Below are 17264 nucleotides of genomic sequence, written 5' to 3' on the forward strand. Positions count from 1 at the left end.
ACGCTGAAATATAGGTATTTCCTCATGGGTTATTATAAGCTAGGTGGGGGACTTTTCAATGACTGCGGTGGTCCACTTTTAGATTACTATATACACCAAATATTAAAACAAGGATTGCTTCCCACAAATCTATCACCTCAACAACATCAATCATGCCTATTATATTCATCGAACTTCTTTCACAAAAACCCTGCCATATAATTGATTATAGGCAAAAAATGGGCTGTTAAAAGCCCATTTTGCTCAAGTTTTGTACCCGATTACTGAGAATCTTCGGTGGCAGTGAGTGGAGAAACGCTAGATATGCTGGGAATAATAGTTTGATACAACGAATAAGTTGTATAGTAATTCCAATAGAAGGGAGTTTGAAATGAGACATTTAATTAAGTGGCTAGTGTTGTTGTGCGCCATCTTTATTTTAGCTGCCTGTCAGGGACAAGAAAAAGAAGCAAAGGCAAGTAAAGTTTCACAAACAGTTGAGCCCTCAACCGTGTATATTTATCACACGCATAATCGAGAGTCGTTTTTGCCTGTTTTGAAAACAGATAATCCATACGAAGCTCATGATTCCACTCAAAACATCGCATTGGTGGGAAAACATTTGAAAGAAAGTCTAGAAAACAAAAACATTAATGCCGTACAAGATACTACTGACATTGCTGGAACTTTAGAAAAGAAGAATCTTTCTTTTAAAGAGAGTTACTCTATTTCGAAAGAAAAACTCGAAAAAGCATTGGAAAAAGAGAATGTAAGTGTGGCATTGGATATTCATCGGGATACGGCTTTACGAGAAGAAACGACTACAAAAATAAACGGTGAGAATTACGCAAAAGTTATTTTTTATGTTTCTAAAGCGAATAAAAAATACTACAATCAGAGCTTGGAATTAGCAGAAACTATTCACCAAGAATTAGAAAAGTCCTCCCCAGGTATTTCCAGAGGTGTGGTGATAAGAGACAGTTCTAATACTTACAACCAAGATATTTTTCCTGAATTAGCTGTGCTTGGTGTTGGAGGACCTGAAAATTCTTTAGAAGAAGAATATCGAACAATAGAAAAAATAGCCGACGTAATTGAAAAGAGAATAAATAAATAAAGGAACCGACATAACGTCGGTTTTTTTGCATCTGTGTACCTCACCTTTTGTTAGTTCAATAAGCCTTATTCCGTTATATGGCCCTTTAATGGAGGAAGTTTTATTGATGTTTTACAACATCTCTACGAACATAAAAGGAAAGTCCTGTTTAATACAGGCTTTTATTATCAAGCTCTAACGGGCTCTATATATTTTTAACTCGATGCTGTTACATTTTCGCTCTCGTTTCTTGAATTTGGGAAGTACTGATCATCTCGAATTTTTTATTAAGAAGTTAAGTTAAATATTCAACCTGAAATTGGGAAGAAATTAAATCCATCATCTCTACATTCCAATCAAAAGTTAGAATGGCCGATTGTACGGATTGATGTGACAGAAGACGTTTCCCATTTTTAATGATCATACTTTCCGCTCCCCAAAATGCCACCGTTTCATCTTCTCCCGTTCGATTACAGACGAATAAAGGTAATCCCGTATCGATTGATCTCTGTTCCCACTCGCCGTTTGGTCCATGCAAACCTGGTCCCCAAGAAGATGGAGCTACTATTATTTCTGCTCCGTTCGCTAATAAGGTATTTGCAATCTTGTCTGTATAAGCATCGGCACATATCATAATTCCAACTTTAATACCTTCTAAATCGATCGTTTCAATGGCAGTACCTGAATGACACCAACCATCTGAAATAGTGGAGATCTTCCTTTGTCTTCCGATTAAATCTCCGTCTCTATTAATGACAAAGACTGAATTATAAAGCTCCTCATCATCAGACATTTCAGGACAGCCAAGAAACACATTCGTATTGATTGATTGAACTACAGTACAAAAATGTTTCATCCATTGATCGGGTTGCTTTTTAATCCAATCAGTTCCAATTTTTCGAGAAAACTGCAACCCACTAACAGCCAATTCCGGCGTTATGATCCAATCAACATTTTTATTTGCCGCGAGCTTCACAGCTCTTTCAATTAAAGCTTGATTATACTGAATATCCCCAACAATAGGTAATAAGTGCAATAAAGCGATTCTTATTTTCCTCAACACGGATCCCCCTTTTTGGTATTTGCACGCTCTTCAATTCAATCATTTCACTATGCATTTTAATCTTAATAGCGTATCAAATAAAATAAAAACCCCGTTCCACATAGAACGGGGTAATACATTAATAATCATCCTTCACTTTTTCCCACTCGAAAAAGGATTCTTTCACCTCAACAAACTCCGGTGAGGTATGGGTCGCCATGATGCCATGGTAGCTGATATCCAATCCGACTTCCTCTTCTTCGTCTGTCGCACGGACTGGCACGAAACGATTTATCAACTTGATACTGAACCATGTCATGCAAAAACCCCAGACACATAAAACGAGCAGCCCCAATACTTGAATGCCCAATAAACCCCAGCCGCCGCCGTTCAAAAGACCGCCTTCTGCGGCAAAGAGACCGACAGCAACCGTTCCCCAGATCCCGGAAACCGCGTGGACCGGGAATGCCCCAACCGGATCATCAATTTTTCTTGCCTCGAGCCAGTTTGTTGCCGCGATCATGAGCAAACCAGCGACAGCTCCAATGAGGATCGCAGCCCGATCGCTGACAAAAGCGCAGCCGGCAGTAATGGCGACGAGACCGGCAAGAGAACCGTTGATAACAGACGGGGCATCCGAGCGCCCGTAACGAAACAGGGTATAAAGCAGGGCAGCCGCCCCTCCTGCCGCTGCTGAAAGCATTGTGACGATAGCAATATGACCAATCCTTGCGTCCGTTGCAGCCAGAGTGCTGCCCGCATTAAAACCAAACCAGCCGAACCATAATAAAAAGGCACCAACCGATGCCAGCGGCAGATTACTAGGCAGAGCAATCACACTGGTACCATCCGTTGAAAATTTCCCTTTTCTCGGTCCAATGATCATAGCCGCAGCTAATGCCGCACATCCGCCCAATGCATGAATGACAGCTGAACCGGCAAAATCCTGGAAGCCTAATGTACTTAACCAGCCTCCGCCCCAGATCCAGTGCCCGGCAATCGGATAAATCAACGCCGTCATCAAGAGGACAAAAAGTAAGTATGCACGAAAATTCACCCTTTCCGCTATTGCCCCGGAAACAATCGAAATAACGGCAATGACAAAGGCAGCCTGGAACAACCAAAACGTGTCGAGTGAAATCGTGACGTCGAGGTGCGATAAATCCCCGTTCAAAAAGAAACCATTGGTACCGATTAAGCCGAAGAAATCCGAACCATACATAAGGGCAAAACCGATAATAAAATAACAAAGAGTGCCAATGGTGATATCAGCAAATACCTTCATAATGATATTGACGCTGTTTTTGGTGCGGACAAACCCTGCTTCTAAAAGAGCAAATCCGCCTTCCATTAATAATATCATCGCGGCTGTTAATACGACCCATACCGTATCAATCCCCGTCCGCAGCGTTTCTATTGTCATTGTTCATTCACCTCTGCTTCCTTCCAAGTTTTTATTTCTTCCAGCAAAAGCCGAGAAAGATACATTTCCTCTTTGCTTTGCTCTGAATGAACATCCGAAATCAATTTATCCAAGAGGGCAATGCTTTGTTTAATGCTGCTGATACTTTTTAACCGCTCTTTCACATTCACCATATATGCCACGGCTTGATGATGACTCGGAGTACGGCTGGTAAACAGCTTCTTGAGTGGAGATAACGAACGATACATGGCCTCTTCCTGTCTTCTTTTTTCTTCGTATCTTTCAATTTTTTTCTTAATTGCCATGATCTCGTTCTCTTTATTTCTCTTCATGCTGTGTAAAGCCCTGATAAATTCTTCTGAATTTATCTGAAAAACATTCGCTGCATTTATCTCATCGATCAACATCATGTCAACTCTCCTTACATTAAAACGTGACTTTTCATATCATTATAGAGGTGTAGAATGATATCGTCAATAGATTAATTGTTTATTAATCAATCACTATATTCATAAGTTATAAATTTATTTGATTTGCTGCTGCGATGAAATATGAAGGAATATATCTCAGCACGCTATATAAATAAAACCCCGTTCTACTATGAACGGGGTTAGCCTTGTTGGTGAACAAGTTGTAATTTAACTTTTTAAAGTAAGAGCATTTCTTTGTAATGAGAAATGCTTTTTATTTTGTAAAAACCTCGTCTTACTATTAAGCAATAACAATAATAATACAATAAAAAACGATATTAATTTATTGTAAAACGATAAATTATATGTTAAATTCGTATTGTCATTAAATAAGTGAGGTGTTTTAAATGAAAGTTAAACGAGGTTCTACCGTTTTCTTAAAGGCCATTATTTTTCTGGTTGGAATTGCAGTGCTTGCCGTGTGTATATATTTTTTGCCTGAAGCAGCCAGAAAAGATGCGATAGAACGCCCAGATGATTATTCATTATATCCACTTTTGTTATGTGCATATGGAGTATGTATTACGTTTTCTGTGGCGTTGTATCAAATATTTAAACTTTTAACCTTTATCGAAAAGAATAATACTTTCTCTGAGTTATCTCTTCAATCTTTAAAGATAATTAAAAAATGCACTTTTACTGTCATTTTCTTCATTTTATTAGCAATAGTTTATTTAAGGGTGCGTGCTCAATTCACAGGTGATGATGCAGCAGGTCCAATATCTCTAGGTCTAATGGGCATCTTAGCAACAAGTATCATCGCAGCCATTGTGGACGTACTTCAAAAACCTATAAAGAATATCTTGGATTCACAGCCAAAAAACCATTAACATTTTGAAAAATACGAGAGGTGTTTTTTATGAAGAAAGCAACCACATTATTTTTGAAGATAGCTGTTATTCTCATTGGAATTCCGGTTCTCGCTTTGTGCCTCTTTCTGGTTCCTGAACTGGCAGATGCGGTAGCGGATTTCTTAGGGGTTCATTCCATTAAATATATCATTTTCATCCTTTTATATGGAGGGGCATTACCTTTTTACTTCGCCCTTCATCAAGCTTTTAAACTGTTAAGTTATATTGACAAGAACATTGCTTTCTCTGAATTGTCTGTTCGAACTTTAATGAGAATCAAATACTGCGCCATTTCCATCTGTAGTTTGCATGTCTTAGGTTTGCCGCTCTATTATCTCGTGGCAGATAAAGACGATGCCCCAGGTCTCATATTTGTTGGAATGCTCATTCCTTTTGCTTCGTTGGTTATCGCAGTTTTTGCTGCTGTTCTCCAAAGGATTTTGCAAGAAGCGATTAACATAAAATCAGAAAATGATTTGACGGTCTGAGGTGGAGGATATGGCAATTATTATTAATATTGATGTGATGTTAGCAAAAAGAAAAATGAGCGTAACGGAGCTTTCGGAGAGGGTTGGAATTACTATGGCGAATCTTTCTATTCTGAAAAATGGGAAAGCAAAAGCAGTTCGTTTTTCAACATTAGAAGCGATATGTAAGACTTTGGATTGTCAACCAGGTGATATTTTGGAGTACAAAGCCGACAAAGACCCTCAATAAAAATTGACAACAAATTTAATTAAGTAAACCATCTAATAGTTAAGATATCTTCAATGCTGACTGTGACTTCATTAACGTAAAAATGGCGTGCAAAAACTTCTGTCAGTTCGCACGCCATTTTTGTTGTCAATTATATAATATGCACCGCAAAACGGAACCCTTTAGGATTTGTTCGCATGCTTTTTCATGTAGTTACATTCATACCGTTCAGGCTTTAGTGGTCAGACTAATCAATGAAATTCCTGCCAAAATAAGAAGGCAGCCGGCTATTTTGTAGGCCGTGATCGGTTCCTTGAAAATAAAGTAGGAGGCAAAAACGGTAATGATGTAGGCCAGGCTTTGCAGCGGATAGGCCAGACTTAATGAAACGCGGGACAGGATATAAAGCCAAAGGACGGTTGCAAAGGCATAGAGCACCAGACCTCCCAATATCGGCGGTGAAAATACGAGCTTCACAATCCCCAGCAGCGAGGAGAATTCCTGCTGTTTATTATCTACTCCCGATTTCCAAAGGAACTGCCCGACGACGAGCATGAGAGTATTGGCTAAAATTAATAAAATATCTTTAATGTTCATTCACTTTTTCTTCCTTATCATCAGACTTCTCCAACAAGACATCATCCATATCCTTCTTTATGTAAGCCATCTCCTGGATGAGACTTTTCAACTGCTGCTGCTGGCGGGAAATGATTGATGTTTGATAAATCAGCAAACTAAGAATAACAAAGAATGCCATCACAAAGATTAAAGAAGGCATATAACTGATCCCCACCATCTTGCTCAGCTTGTCCAGCCCGTGCAGGGAACCAGCAATGACAATTCCCGCGACAGCAAATGTCATCCAAAGAAAAGCATGCTTATCATGTAATTTATTTTTCTTCATAAGCATGACCACTTCTATTAGAAAAAACACCGCAAACAGAATGGCAACCATTTGGACACTACTCACGTTTTCCTCACCCTAATTGAATTAGATTCATTTTTTTGTTTGTCAGTTTAAAAAATCACGCGCAAAAACGAAAAGACTGTTACCTTGATCATATAGTAAATCGATTTACCCGGTGTAATCGAGGAAACGCCGCCTTGGCGGTCATTCATCTCCACCTTCGTTTCTTTAATCCGATATTTCCGTTTGGAAAGATGGACAATCACCTCCACCTCCGGATAATCAACAGGATAGTAACGCGTAAATTCCGCGATGATTTTCTTGTTCACAATCCGGTAACCCGATGTCGGGTCCTTGACCTTCACCTTCGTCAAGGCATAAAGCAGAAAATAGAAATAGAAGATTCCAATCCGGCGCATGATACTTCCCTTATAATCACTTTTCTCGACAAAACGCGAGCCGATCACCATATCAACATTGGATGTTTTCATTTCCTGCACCATCTTGTCCAAATCATCTGCACTATGCTGTCCGTCCGCATCAAATTGAATCGCATAGTCATATCCCTTGCGTTCAGCATATTTATACCCCGTCTGCATCGCACCGCCGATCCCTAAATTGATGGGCAAATCGATATGATTGAAATGGTATTGATCAAGAATTTCCGCGGTTCGATCGGTTGAGCCGTCATTGACGACAACATAGTCATACTTTTTCAGCTTTTGAATGGATAACACGGTTTTATATATACTTTCTTGTTCATTATAAGCCGGAACAATAATCAAGACATCGCTTTTCATCTTAACACCTCAATTGCAGCAGAAAGGACTTTTTATGCAAAAAAGTTCCAATTACCACCTAATAGTTTAAGGTTAGCCGATTTGACCAAACTTTTCAATACTGGGTATCTCGACATGGACAGGTCATTTCGGTAAAATAATAATGGTTATCTTAGCAAAGAGGTGTATTTTTATTAATAAAAAAAGTTTCTTAAATATGTTGCTTATCTTCATTTTGACTGAAGCTGTGCTCCTGTGCTACTTAGTGTACACGAAACAGCCCTTTACCATCATCTCACCGGACGGTAAGTTATATATGAATTTAGCGGAGAATTTATTGAATGGACACGGATTGATTAATACGGTGCGGGTCGAAGATATTATCGTGCCGCCATTATTTCCATTAATCCTGCTCCCGTTTCTTGGGATCTTTAAGACTATTTATTCATTCTTTGTGTTTCAATATATTCTCTATGGAGTAAACGCCATCATCCTATACTATTTAACCGGGAAGGTTTTTAAGGAAAAACGCTTTATCTCCTGGATCGCTGTACTTCTTTATATCTTTAATCCGGTGCTGCTGCTGAACGGACCGAATTATCTTTTAACGGAAACGGTATTTACCTTCTTCGTCCTAATTATTGCCTGGTCTCTTGTGAATTTATGTGAAAGCCTGTATGCCAAAAAAGGGACAAACAAGGCCTTTATCATGAGTATCTTGATTATTTGTGTGAGCATGCTGCTGCGGCCGCATATGTTGTTTATGTTTCCGCTTTTGGGGCTGATCGGGTTATACATGTTGTTCAAAAAGCTGCTGAGTGTGAAAAGTGCCGTGATGGCATTATTGATTCCGGTTATTCTTTTCGGCGCTAATATGATGCATAATAAAATCGTCCATCATGAGGCGGTTCCGTTCGAAAATTACAGCGGACAAAATTTGTATATCGCCAATAATCCAAATACGAAAATTGAATTTTATAACACGCATAAATTAGAAGCATTTGTAGAGCCTTACTTCTTTACCTTAAGTGATTTGCCGCTTTCGGAAAAAAGCACCCTTCTCAGGGAACGTGCGATTGACCATATATTATCCGATCCTGTGCTGACGGCGGAGCGGGTCATCTTGCGCGCCAAACTGTTTTTCCAAGGGATTAATCAGTTTGATACCCTTATGAATCTTTTATTTGCCCTTGGGTTTATTGCCGCTCTTATTATGGAAAAAGGACGGCTTGGTGTGATGCTGATGCTGCTCTACTATATTGCCGGCTTCACAGCATTAAGCTCAGCTGGTCTGCTTGTTGAAGGGCAGCGCTATCGGGCACCAATTATTCCTATCTACTTACTGTTCAGCGGCTATATCATCCAATTAGGATTCATGCTGCTGAATGGATTGAAAAGCAGGAAGAAAAGATCGTAAAATCTGTCCATACAGGGGACTGTCTCGAATGGATTTTCAGGGGCAGTCCCCTATTCTTCTGGAAATGGCTCTTGCTTTAAAGCAGTGAATACATATAGAAAGCGAAGGAAATGTGATGGCAGGATTAAAGAAGACGGCTATTTGGATGACGCTGCTGGCGCTTGTGCTGAAGCTGTCCGGTTTTTTGCGGGAAAGTATTATTTCACGGCAGTTCGGGGCCAATGAAGCGACGGACGGCTATTTGCTGGCTTTTTCTTTTATTACCTTAGTGATTGCGATGATTTCGGGCGGCTTTAATAATGTCTTCCTGCCGATGTATGTGAAACAGCGCAAGGACCGGCCGGATCAAACCGAGCGTAATGCAAACGGGATTATGAATGCCACCGCGTTGATTTTCTTTCTCTTAACAATTATCGGGTATTTCTTTGTCCCGGTCTTCGTTCCGTTTATCTATGGTTCGATGACGCCGGGTACTGAGAAGATTGCCGTTGAAATTACACGGTTCTTCTTCCTCTTTTTAACGGCCATTGCTTTGAACGGGATCCTGGACTCCTATTTACAAGGACGGAGAATTTTTGTTCCGTCACAGATCTCCAAACTTACAGCCACCTTAATGGGTGCCGTGTTTGCTTTACTTTTTTCAGAGGAATGGGGAATCAACAGCTTAGCATACGGCTTTATTTTCGGGACCTTGCTTGGCACCGCGATTCAGCTTTATTTTTTACAAAAAAGCGGGTTCCGCTGGCAGCCGACCTTAAAGGTGGAAAAAGAATTCCGTTCGGCCTTCCTTGTGCTGCTTGTCCCTTCCCTGCTCAATTCGGTTGTCGGGCAGATTAATATGTTTGTGAACAAAATGTTTGCCTCAGGGACGATGGAAGGCGCGGTTACTTATCTAAACAACGCGTCGCTCTTGACCAGCGTGCCGCAAGTGATTTACGGGACGACGATTGCGGCGATTATCTTCACATTATTGTCAGAGCAGGTGGACAATCAGAAAAAATATCAGCAGACGTTTTTTATGGGGATGCAGGTTTCATTCGTGACCTTGATGCCGATTGCGGTCGGACTGCTTCTGATCGGGAAGCCCGCGATTTCCTTCATTTATGAGGGCGGGAAATTCACCGCTGAGGACACATACAATACGTATCTTGCTTTGGCGCTTTATGTGCCGACGATTGTGACACAGGGGATGCAGTACATTGTCTCGAAATCCATGTATGCCCAAGGACGCACGGCGACTGTGTTCCGCGTCAGTGCGACGACGATTGTGCTCAATCTCGTCTTGAACTGGCTGTTTGTCAAGCCGTACGGTTACCCGGGATTGGCGCTGACGAGCTCGCTCGTGTCCGTCTATTATTTGAGCGTGACAAGCTACATTGTTTATAAAGATTTTGAGCGCGGGGAAAAAAGGAAACTGGCCGTTTTGTTTGTGCGGGTTCTGATTCCGACGGTGATCATGGCGGTGCCGTTGTATTTGATCGAAAAATTCACGGCCATTTCTGAGTGGTATGCGCTGATGCAGCTGGCGGTTTTGCTTCCGCTTGGGGTGGTCCTGTATGCGGCAGGATTGTATGTGTTTTACCGCGATGCGTTCAGACAGCTGCTGCGGCTGGTGCGAAGAGGATAGTATAGGTGTGAATGTGAAGCGGGGGCTGCCCCGCTTTTTTTGCGTTTTGGGGCAATTTATAGGGGCAGCGGAAGATTTTATTGTGAGTAACCGCTATTTTTACTGATCTTTTTAGGTTTTTACAGCACGCCATTCGCTTTCTTTTGATATAACGGCGGATTTCCGAGTATAAACCAGCCTCCTTTTCATTATATCGGCCACTTTCGGGCATATTTCGGCCAGTTTGGACAATATATCGGCCACTTTAGCCAGGATATCGGCCACTTTGACATAAATATCGGCCACTTTGCAAAAATCTGTAGTTTGGCATGGATATCGGCCACTTTTCGATTTTATCGGCAACTCCCTGTTTCTCCCATTACATACAAATCCCCGTCGCATCCAAGCGACGGGGTCTCTTAATCTATTTCACTATTTCCATTTCTCTTACATACTGCGAGTTAATATAGGCCTCACTGTAGTCGTTGTGGTCAGAAATCACCTTGTACCAGCCGTTTGTGGATTCTAAAATGGCCACTGGCATTCTTTCATTCAGGTACGTAAATTGCTGATTCACTGAGCCTTCCTCTGGAGTATGACGGACTTCAATGTTGGTGGAGATCGTTTCTCCAATCGTATATTTGCCTAAGTCCTTGCCGCCCAACGCTTTATCAGCACGGTACATATGACCGGCAATTTTCTGTCCCCAATAAGGATCGGAGGCATATTTGACGTTAAAGCCGCGCGATTTATTGCCGAATGCTGCGCCATTGGCATACTTCCCAAGCGGATTGATGTAATTTTTATTTAAATATCTTTCTGCTAAGGCGTCAATGGCTCTTTCCGGCGAATCAAAGCGTTCCGCCTGATTTTCATCGCCATCAATCGCATTCATCCCGAACAGGTTATTTCGGTCCTGCGCTAAATAACTCATACCAAAGTTGCTTTCATGGATCGCCATTCCTAAAATCATTAACGCATTGATTTTATATTTTGCCTCTGCTTCCTTTAAATAATTTCCTAAGCCGATTAACTTGCTTTTCTTAGTCGCATCCTTAAAGCTTTTAAAAACAGTTGGCTGGCTATTGTATAGCTGTTCAATCCGGGATAATTCTTGATTAATAAAAGAATCCAATTCTGCCGCGCTGTAGTTTGATGCCGTTCTCGCCGGGAGATAGTTGAAGTATTGGTAGGCAGTTCCTGCATTCACTCCGGATGCATCATAAAATATACCGCCGTCCCAGCTGTAATATTTCGGTCCTGCGGCAAGAAAAGACGGCGCCTTCCCAGCTACGTAATTTTGGTAGTAATTACCGGATGGAACATAAATCCAATGCACCAAATCCCCGGCACTATTAACAGAATAATAGTTTCTTCCCTTTATTTGCTGATCTGGAATGAGACTAACTTCACGTTGTTTTACATAGCCCGTTTTACCGGCAGCCTTCACTTCTACATAATCCTCTGTCGCCCGGACAAATTCCAGCTCCTGCTGTGCAGGGAGGTATGTAAAGATATAGGAGAAGCTTGAATCACTATAAATATTGGTTAATGCGCTGCCGAATGGGGGCTTGGTAATGACAATACCAGAAGTCATCCCAACAATCTTATCATTTTTTGTAATCACTTGATTGGAACCGGAGGCTGCATTTGACGCGTCTCCGTAAGAAGAATAAACCGCGGCTGCCTCAACAAGCTGGTCGCTGCCGTTAACCGTTGCTACCTTGTACTCTGGTTTCCAGGTACGGAGCATGCGGTAAATAAACGCGGCTGCTTCAGCACGTGTGGCTGATTTTTTCGGTAAAAATTTACTGCCTTCAGGATAGGAAAAGCCAAGCACAATTTCATCATACACAGCGCGGGATACAGCCTCCTGAAACGCTGCACCGCCGATGTCTGCTCGATCGATAAACGCTAACGGTGCTTTTTTCCGCGCTAGTTTTAAGTACTTGGTTAAAGCATTATCAATCATCATCGCCATTTGGGCACGGGTAATCGGCATTTCCATGCGGAAGGTTCCATCGCTGTAGCCATTGATGATTCCCGCCGTGCTTGCCCGGTAAATATCGGGTGCAAGTGCTGTCTCAGATACATCACGAAAAGCTGGAGTACCTGCAGGCAAATCAAGGGCACGAGCAATCAATGCGGCAAACTCACCTCTGTTGATTTCCTTCTTAGGCTGATAAACACCTTCCCCATAGCCCCTCATGATCCCTAATTCAATCATGGCCCGCATTTCCTTTTCCAGGGCGATTCCTGTTACATCGTCGTTCGCTGCCGCTGTTTTTTGATGAAAAGAACTTAAACTTCCAGCTAATAAAAGAAAACACAGTAAACAGACAACTTTTTTCCTCATTCATTCCCCTCTTTTTCTATGAACTTATTTCACAACCTATATTATTCTAACATAATCATAATCTATAAAATTGGGAAAAAGGAAACTGACAGCAATTGGCATCTGCTTCATTCGCAAGGGGGTTGCGAACGTTTCGGAAGGGGGGAATGACCCGAGTTCTGACGGGGTTCCGAGTAATTCGGAAGGGGGTTGCGAACCAAAAAAAGCGATAGACCCTTTTAGAGATCTACCGCTCGGATTTATTTTTCAAGAATCATTGAGCAACGTTAATCGGTGTTACGTATGCGCCATGAATATAGCCTTCCGGATAGTCGATATGCTCGGATACGACTTTATACCATGTTGCTCCATCTGCCGGATTTACTTCCGTTCCAATGATGGCAACCGGCATTCCGGACTTCGGATAAGTATAATATTTCTGTGAAGAAGATGTTGCTTGGCTTCTTACATTTAAGTCCGTTGTATTAGTAAGACCGAGCTGGTATTTGCCATAATCCTTGCGGCCAAGATATTTATCGGCTCTGTACATATAGCCGGCATTTTTCTGGCCCCAATATGGGTCGGAGGCATATCTTACATTGATTCCAACCGCTTTATTGCCAAAAACAGAACCATTAGCATAAAACGACCGGGAAATATCCAGGTATTTTCCATTCAGGTATTCTGTTGCTAGTCCGTCAATGGATTGTGTTGGTGCCTCAAAAGTCGCAGCCGCATCGAGATTGGAGTCGTAGGCCTTTAATCCAAACAAATTATTTTTTGTCTGCGCAATTTCACTCATTCCATAGTCACTTTCATTAAATGAAATCGCCAGCATGAATAAAGCATTGATATGATATTTGCCTTCAGCCTCTTTTAAATAGGCTCCTAATCCTTTAAGCTTACTTTTATTGACGACATCTTGATAGCGGACATATTTGACTGGATCACTGTTATACAGAGTTTCACGGTCTTTTAACATATATTCGATAAAATCATCAAGTTCTTCAGCACTGTAATTGGTCACTGTCCTTGCAGGCAGATAGGTAAAATATTGGTAGGCTGTGCCGGCATGCTGTCCTGCTTCATTATAGAAGGCGGCACCATCCCAGCTGTAATACTTCTGTCCTGCTGTTAAAAAGGAAGGCGCTTTTCCTGCCACATAGTTTGGCGCCGTTTTCGTTTTCTGGCTGTAAACATAGTGGATCAAGTCACCATTGACCACAGAATAATAGCTTCTGCCTGCGATCATTTGATCCGGAAGCAAAGACACTTCGGCAGGCTTTACATAACCAGTTTTCCCTGCAATATTTACTTTTACATACGACTCTGAACTATCTATGTATTCCATTTCCTGCTGAGCATTCACATAAGTCATACTTGTTTTAAAATCCGCTTTTTCATATATAGTTGCTACTTGCTCTGAAATAACTAAACCGCCTGACATGCTGACAATTTTCCCATCATTTGTCACCACTTGATTAGCGTTTGTGACGGCTTTTTTGGCTTCATCAAAACTGGCATAACTTACTGTGCCCGGAACAAGTTCCTTATTGGCATTGATAGATGCCACTGAGTATCCTGTAACCGGTTCTGGTTCAGGCTCAGGTACTGGCTCAAGAATATGCAGCATGCGCGCGATAAAAGCTGCCGCCTGGGCCCGGTTCGCCTCCATTTTTGGATTAAAGCTGTATGTATTGTCCTCGTTTTTAAAGCCGCTGATAATGCCGTCATTCACATTATGGACCACCGCATCCCGGAATGATGGATTAATTTGCTCAGCATCTGTAAAATTCAAGACCGCACCTTTTCGCTCCATTTGTTTAAAAATGAGTGCATTATCAATCATCGCCGCCATTTGTTCGCGGGTAACGAGTTGGTTCATGCGGAACGTCTTGTCACCGTAACCATTGACAATCCCGGCACTGGCTGCACGGTAAATGTCTTTGGCCAGATTTGAGCTTGCCGGCACATCTGTAAATGCCGGTTCCCCTTCAGGCAGTTCTAATGCCCGTGCCACAAAAGCAGCAAACTGGCCTCTCGTGATTTCTTCATGCGGCCGGTATTCCCCTTCACTGTAGCCATGAATGACCCCTAATTGAATCAACTCGCGCATTTCCTTTTCCAGTGCAATCCCAGTAATATCATCCTTTGTAGGAGCAGCGGCTGTATGTTGATACGTGAAAGCACTGCATACAAGCACCACAAAAAGTCCAACCAGGTACATTAAATTTTTCTTCATTTTCTCCCTCCAAAAGTACTATGCTATTCTATTATTCTACCATAATCTACCCTCTTAGTCTGTTAAATCTCTATGGAGGATGGGGCTTCCAGTGTATTGGGAGCGGGTTGTTATGAAAATATGTCTATTCTTTCAGGTTTGATTCCACAGGAAGCGGTTTTTGCGTGAAAATAGTTGGATTTGTGGAGGAGATTAGGCACCTGTTTCAGGATATCGGCCAGTTTGGCAGATATATCGACCGCTTTCGGTTGGATATCGGCCAGTTTGGCAGATATATCGACCGCTTTCGGTTGGATATCGGCCAGTTTGGCAGATATATCGGCCACTTTCGGCTGGATATCGGCCACTTTGACAGATATATCGGCCACTTTCGGCTGGATATCGGCCACTTTCGGCTGGATATCGGCCACTTCGGCAGATATATCGGCCACTTTTGCTAATATATCATCGACTTTTGGCCGGATATCGTTTTTTCAACATCGGCAATTGTGAACCAAATTTAATGAGAGCCAGCAAAAAAAGCATGCGGGGCTAGGCCCCACACACTTTAGGAGTTTTGCAATTGATGATAGATTGCTAGTATTTTATTTCCATAATCACGATCGCCGGCCCATACTCCGCTCAAATCCTGCCAATGCGGTGCTGTTCCTCTTTTTCCATAACGCTCAAGGATTTCAAAGCGCTGGTCTACGATGGTTTCTCCTGCTGGAATCGGGCTCTGGCTCGCATAGCCGTACAAGTGCTGGATTTGTGCCGTAACTCCTTCTTGGACGGTAGGGAAAATGTTGCCTTTTATTCCCTTTTGCGTGACACCAAGTCCGCCATAATTATGCTGATCAGGCGTCACAGCGGTGCCGCTATTGTATTTAAACCAGCCTGTTTCAACAATGGACTGACAAAAGGCAATGTCGCCGCGGATGCCATATTTGTTCCCGATTTCGATAAAGGCTGTGGCAATCTCATCAATGTCCGGCGCATTCGGGTTTTCTCTTTTGACAAAAGCAGCCATTTTCGCAGCTGTTACGACTGGTGTTCCCATTATGCCATGGTGCAGGCTGTGATCGACAACTGCTGGTGCCGGCGCTGGCTGTGGAGCTGGAACTGGTGCCGGTGCAGGAACTGCCCCGCCGCCATCCGTACCCTGCGCTTGCAATTCTTTGATGACACTAAGCATCCCTGAAATAAATGCCGCGGCTTCGGCCCGTGTTGCTTCGTTTTTCGGTTTAAACATAGATATTCCCAGACTGTTTTTATAGCCGCTGACGATTTTATCATTGACGACCCGTCCCACTGCTTGTCTGAATGCATTGTTAATTTGATAGGAATCCGCAAAGGTCAGCATACTTTCTTTTCTTTCTGCATTTGAAAAAACTAAGGCGTTGTCGATCATGGCCGCCATCTGTTCGCGGGTAATCGGCTCGTGCATGCGGAAGGTCCCATCGTCATAACCGTTGACGATACCGGCATTGCTGACACGGTTGATGGCGTCTGCCAAACCGGAACTGGCCGGCACATCCTTAAATTTCGGTGTTCCTGGCGGAAGCTGGAGTGCCCGTGAGATAAATGCAGCAAATTGACCGCGGGTTACTTTTTCACTAGGATGGAATTGCCCGGGGCCAAATCCCTGAATAATCCCTTGATTGATTAAGCTTCGCATCGGCTGCTCGAGAGCGATTCCTGTAATATCATCATTTGCCGCTAAAGCAGCCGTCCCTGAATATGTATAAATACTGCCTGCAATGACAAGCGCACTTGCCACATGAGTCCATTTTTTTCTCATTTTTTCCTCCAATTTGATTCCATTTTCTTCTAGTATTCTACCATAAATTGTTTTTGGAGTCTGCTAATTTCCGAGAAAAATCATAGGCTTTGGGGTGCAAAAAAAAGGACTCTGCCAAAGATTATTGCCGGTAACACGGTCTCTGGTGCATACGGTCATGAAATCTTTTTACGACAAAATGACCGTATCCAAAAAAGACCTTATTCCTAGCAATATCAATGAACAGAGCCAAGGAATAAACCATGCTCCCCCAGGAAGGCCAATGCGGGTTAAAAATTCGTCGAACATTGTGAGGTTGAAAATATATCAGGGGGAGTATCTTTTATCCTAATTGGAAGTATACTAGATTGGTGGAAATAAACTATAGTATTTTCTATTTTTTACAATAATTTAACCTTATCTAAACATTGGATTTATAAAAAATTTCGTCCTAAAATCAACTCGACAAAAGTATACAAGTAAAAAATGGGAGAAAAGTGAACTAAGTCACTGCATGACACATTTATTCAGGGTATTATTAGAGACATGAAAACGTTGTTATAAAACAGATTTACATTTAATTAAACACAGTAAACACTTTATTGCAATAACATCTAAATCAGTGAATATATACTAACTGGAGGTCAACCTCAAATGTAAAA

The 17264-nt window shown here is 42.0% G+C and carries 17 protein-coding genes; 6 read left to right on the top strand and 11 right to left on the bottom strand.

Going from position 1 to position 17264, the window contains the following annotated elements:
- Window positions 1-370 precede the first annotated feature (370 nt).
- Window positions 371-1096: a stage II sporulation protein P gene (spoIIP, locus tag HNR53_RS12970; protein WP_184526622.1), complete on the top strand. Its 726-nt coding sequence runs from the start codon at window positions 371-373 to the stop codon at window positions 1094-1096.
- Window positions 1097-1370: 274 nt separating this feature from the next.
- Here spoIIP and HNR53_RS12975 read toward each other — a convergent pair whose 3' ends face one another.
- The 3 genes from HNR53_RS12975 to HNR53_RS12985 form a co-directional block, all read right to left on the bottom strand.
- A complete protein-coding gene (locus HNR53_RS12975) occupies window positions 1371-2135 on the bottom strand; it encodes a carbon-nitrogen hydrolase family protein (protein ID WP_184526640.1) in 765 nt (254 codons plus the stop codon).
- A 121-nt stretch (window positions 2136-2256) separates the two neighbouring features.
- A complete protein-coding gene (locus HNR53_RS12980) occupies window positions 2257-3540 on the bottom strand; it encodes an ammonium transporter (protein WP_184526642.1) in 1284 nt (427 codons plus the stop codon).
- Entirely contained in the window at window positions 3537-3950 is a 414-nt protein-coding gene (locus tag HNR53_RS12985) for a hypothetical protein (protein ID WP_184526644.1), read from the bottom strand. Before HNR53_RS12985 ends, HNR53_RS12980 begins: the two co-directional genes overlap by 4 nt.
- A 407-nt stretch (window positions 3951-4357) precedes the next feature.
- Between HNR53_RS12985 and HNR53_RS12990 the strand changes: the two genes are divergently transcribed.
- Genes HNR53_RS12990 through HNR53_RS13000 form a run of 3 tightly spaced genes read left to right on the top strand, consistent with a single transcriptional unit; the run spans window position 4358 to window position 5578 of the window.
- The gene (locus tag HNR53_RS12990; protein WP_184526646.1) at window positions 4358-4840 is read left to right on the top strand and encodes a DUF2975 domain-containing protein; all 483 of its coding nucleotides are present in this window, start codon (window positions 4358-4360) and stop codon (window positions 4838-4840) included.
- A gap of 29 nt (window positions 4841-4869) precedes the next feature.
- Window positions 4870-5349 carry a DUF2975 domain-containing protein gene (locus tag HNR53_RS12995; RefSeq protein ID WP_184526649.1) on the top strand — a complete coding sequence of 160 codons (480 nt, stop codon included), beginning with the start codon at window positions 4870-4872 and terminating at the stop codon, window positions 5347-5349.
- A gap of 10 nt (window positions 5350-5359) precedes the next feature.
- A complete protein-coding gene (locus HNR53_RS13000) occupies window positions 5360-5578 on the top strand; it encodes a helix-turn-helix domain-containing protein (protein WP_184526651.1) in 219 nt (72 codons plus the stop codon).
- Between the two features lie 207 nt (window positions 5579-5785).
- Here HNR53_RS13000 and HNR53_RS13005 read toward each other — a convergent pair whose 3' ends face one another.
- The 3 genes from HNR53_RS13005 to HNR53_RS13015 are packed head-to-tail and all read right to left on the bottom strand — an operon-like array spanning window position 5786 to window position 7264.
- Window positions 5786-6154: an EamA family transporter gene (locus tag HNR53_RS13005; RefSeq protein WP_184526653.1), complete on the bottom strand. Its 369-nt coding sequence runs from the start codon at window positions 6152-6154 to the stop codon at window positions 5786-5788.
- Window positions 6144-6527 carry a DUF2304 family protein gene (locus HNR53_RS13010; RefSeq protein WP_184526655.1) on the bottom strand — a complete coding sequence of 128 codons (384 nt, stop codon included), beginning with the start codon at window positions 6525-6527 and terminating at the stop codon, window positions 6144-6146. Before HNR53_RS13010 ends, HNR53_RS13005 begins: the two co-directional genes overlap by 11 nt.
- A 47-nt stretch (window positions 6528-6574) precedes the next feature.
- Complete coding sequence (locus tag HNR53_RS13015; RefSeq protein WP_184526657.1) at window positions 6575-7264, bottom strand: glycosyltransferase family 2 protein; 690 nt, start codon at window positions 7262-7264, stop codon at window positions 6575-6577.
- Window positions 7265-7460: 196 nt separating this feature from the next.
- On the opposite strand from HNR53_RS13015, the gene HNR53_RS13020 reads away from it, so the two are divergent.
- Together HNR53_RS13020 and murJ are read left to right on the top strand one after the other, a co-directional pair.
- A complete protein-coding gene (locus HNR53_RS13020) occupies window positions 7461-8660 on the top strand; it encodes a glycosyltransferase family protein (protein ID WP_184526659.1) in 1200 nt (399 codons plus the stop codon).
- Window positions 8661-8775: 115 nt separating this feature from the next.
- On the top strand, window positions 8776-10287 hold the full coding sequence (murJ, locus tag HNR53_RS13025; protein ID WP_184526661.1) for a murein biosynthesis integral membrane protein MurJ: 1512 nt from the start codon (window positions 8776-8778) through the stop codon (window positions 10285-10287).
- Between the two features lie 111 nt (window positions 10288-10398).
- Here murJ and HNR53_RS13030 read toward each other — a convergent pair whose 3' ends face one another.
- From HNR53_RS13030 to HNR53_RS13050, 5 genes are all read right to left on the bottom strand, one after another.
- Window positions 10399-10629: a hypothetical protein gene (locus tag HNR53_RS13030; RefSeq protein WP_184526663.1), complete on the bottom strand. Its 231-nt coding sequence runs from the start codon at window positions 10627-10629 to the stop codon at window positions 10399-10401.
- 61 nt (window positions 10630-10690) lie between these two features.
- On the bottom strand, window positions 10691-12622 hold the full coding sequence (locus tag HNR53_RS13035; RefSeq protein ID WP_184526665.1) for an S-layer homology domain-containing protein: 1932 nt from the start codon (window positions 12620-12622) through the stop codon (window positions 10691-10693).
- Window positions 12623-12875: 253 nt separating this feature from the next.
- Window positions 12876-14843, bottom strand: coding sequence for an S-layer homology domain-containing protein (locus HNR53_RS13040; protein WP_184526667.1), 1968 nt, complete (start codon window positions 14841-14843; stop codon window positions 12876-12878).
- A gap of 110 nt (window positions 14844-14953) precedes the next feature.
- Window positions 14954-15274 (bottom strand): hypothetical protein, encoded by a 321-nt coding sequence (locus tag HNR53_RS13045; protein ID WP_184526669.1) that lies wholly within the window; start codon window positions 15272-15274, stop codon window positions 14954-14956.
- A 116-nt stretch (window positions 15275-15390) separates the two neighbouring features.
- Entirely contained in the window at window positions 15391-16623 is a 1233-nt protein-coding gene (locus HNR53_RS13050; RefSeq protein WP_184526671.1) for an S-layer homology domain-containing protein, read from the bottom strand.
- Between the last annotated feature and the right edge of the window lie 641 nt (window positions 16624-17264).

The organism is Bacillus benzoevorans (assembly GCF_014207535.1).
In the GTDB taxonomy this organism is placed as follows: Bacteria; Bacillota; Bacilli; order Bacillales; family Cytobacillaceae; genus Bacillus_BD; species Bacillus_BD benzoevorans.